This is a genomic window from uncultured Methanobrevibacter sp. (assembly GCF_937906425.1).
Classification (GTDB): Archaea; Methanobacteriota; Methanobacteria; order Methanobacteriales; family Methanobacteriaceae; genus Methanobrevibacter.
Genome location: NZ_CALCYR010000097.1, coordinates 1 through 2,309, shown reverse-complemented (window position 1 = coordinate 2,309; position 2,309 = coordinate 1). Strand labels below are relative to the sequence as shown.

The following is a 2,309-nucleotide window of genomic DNA, read 5'->3' as shown; positions in this document are numbered from 1 at the left end:
GTTAAATAATCATTAATTTTTAATAAAACAGTTACTCTTTTATCATAGGCATGTTATAAGGCTAATAAGATTTATTTTTAATAAAATAAGTAAAAAAATAAATAAAAAGCCTTAAAATAAGTAAAAAAAATAAAAAAAGAAATAAAAAACACTGAAAATAACTAAAAAAATAAAAAAAGAAATAAAAAGCATTAAAAAAAAGTAAAAAAAAAGAAATTAAAAGCATTAAAATAACTAAAAAAATAAAATAAAGAGAATAAACTCTTTATAATTATTCAACGGTTACACATTTAGCCAAATTCTTAGGCTTGTCCGGATCCAAGTCCCTAATTACAGAAACATAATAACTTAACAGCTGTAAAGGAACGATATAAACAAGAGGAGCCAATATGTCATCCACTTCAGTATTTATTAAAAATACATCATCGGATTCCTTAATTAAATCATCATCACCTATAGCACCGATTCCTAAAACGTCAGCGCCTCTGGCCTTAACTTCCTGAAGATTGCTCATGATCTTCTTATGGTCCCTTCCAGGAGGAATGACAACAATTACAGGAATGTTGCGGTCAATCAATGCAATAGGACCATGCTTCAATTCTCCAGCAGCATAACCTTCAGCATGAATATATGAAATTTCCTTAAGTTTCAATGCTCCCTCCAATGCAATAGGATAGGAATAGCCTCTGCCTATAAAGAAAGCGTCCTTGTCACGCTTATACTTTTTGGAAATATCCTTGATTTCATCCTGTTTTTCAAGAATCTCTTCAATGTATGATGGAACCTTTTCAAGACGTTTAAGAAGTTCCTCATCCTCACCTAACAATGCTGAGAATAAGTATATTGCGACAAGTTGACTTACATAGGTCTTTGTAGCTGCAACCCCTATTTCAGGACCTGCCTGGGTTTGAATCACATAATCTGCCCTTCTGGTTGCTGAAGATCCTCTCACATTAACTATTGCCAATGTGGTTGAGGTCTCATTTGCAACATCAAGCGCCTTTAATGTGTCTGCAGTTTCACCGGATTGTGAAATGAATATAACCAATGTCTTGTCATTTAATGCCTTTGCAGAATACTTGAATTCAGATGCAAGCAATACTTCAGTTGGTATTCCAACCAATGATTCAATAAGGTATTTGCCTGTTAGGGAAGCGTGATAACTTGTTCCGCATGCAACAAAAACAACCCTGTTGATTGTTCCCTTAACATCATCAACGATTTCTCTTATCTTGTCAATTTCACCTAAAGTGTTTTTGATTGCAGTTGCCTGTTCATTGATTTCCTTAATCATGAAATGGGCATAACCGCCCTTTTCAGCCATTTCAGGAGTCCATTCAATTACTTCAATTTCCTTTTCAATTATCTCATCATTCTCATCCAAAAATTTAACTCCATCCTCATCAAGGATTACCAATTCATCCTTTTCAAGAAATGCAATGTTATTTGTATATTTTAAAATAGCAGGATAATCTGAAGCAACAAAATATTCATCTTCTCCAATTCCAACAATGAGAGGACTGTCCTTACGGGTTGCAACTATATGGTTTGGCTCATCTACATAAATAGCTGCAAGTGCATATGCACCTTCAATGACATTTATTACCTTACGTACAGCTTCCTGAAGATTGGATCCTTCCTTAATGAACTTGTCAATTAGGTGAGGAATGACTTCAGTGTCTGTATCTGATACAAATTCATATCCTTCAGCCTCCAAGTCGGCCTTTATGTCAAGATAGTTTTCAATAATACCATTGTGAACAACTGCAATTGTTCCATCATTGTTTAGATGAGGGTGAGAATTGATTTTGCTTGGATCTCCATGGGTAGCCCATCTTACATGTGCAATTCCAAAGGAACCTGGCATGTCTGATAAATTGAGTTTGGAGTTTACTTCCTTGATTTTACCAGAATCCTTTTTAAGATTTATTTTATTATCAGCAGCTGTTGCTATTCCAACTGAATCATATCCACGATATTCAAGTTTTGAGATGGAATCCAATAGAATAGGAGCAGCATTTTTGTCTTTTAAAACACAACCAACAATTCCACACATAATCTTTCACCACAAATAGTTTTTTGTATTTTTATAATTTTTTTCTAAAGACTTTTAGAAATTTAGATTTTCATTCTAAAAACTTTTAAAAATTTAGTTTTTTATTCTAAAGACTTTTAGAATTTGTTTAAATTTTCATTCCAAATACTTTTGGAATTTGTTTAGATTAATCTCTATAAATTTAAATTTAATATCCTAATTTAAATTGAAATAATTTTTAAAATTTAATAGCTAAGTAAAAATTAAAATTAAA

At 32.1% G+C, this 2,309-nt stretch carries 1 protein-coding gene; it reads right to left on the bottom strand.

The window, feature by feature from the left end; translation table 11 throughout:
- Positions 1 to 271: 271 nt before the first annotated feature.
- On the bottom strand, positions 272 to 2,056 hold the full coding sequence (gene glmS / locus Q0138_RS02510) for a glutamine--fructose-6-phosphate transaminase (isomerizing) (RefSeq protein ID WP_297980498.1): 1,785 nt from the start codon (positions 2,054 to 2,056) through the stop codon (positions 272 to 274).
- Positions 2,057 to 2,309: the final 253 nt, after the last annotated feature.

Excerpts from the sequence above, each read along its gene's own strand:
- glmS (WP_297980498.1), bottom strand. The coding sequence starts at position 2,056 with ATGTGTGGAATTGTTGGTTGTGTTTTAAAAGACAAAAATGCTGCTCCT.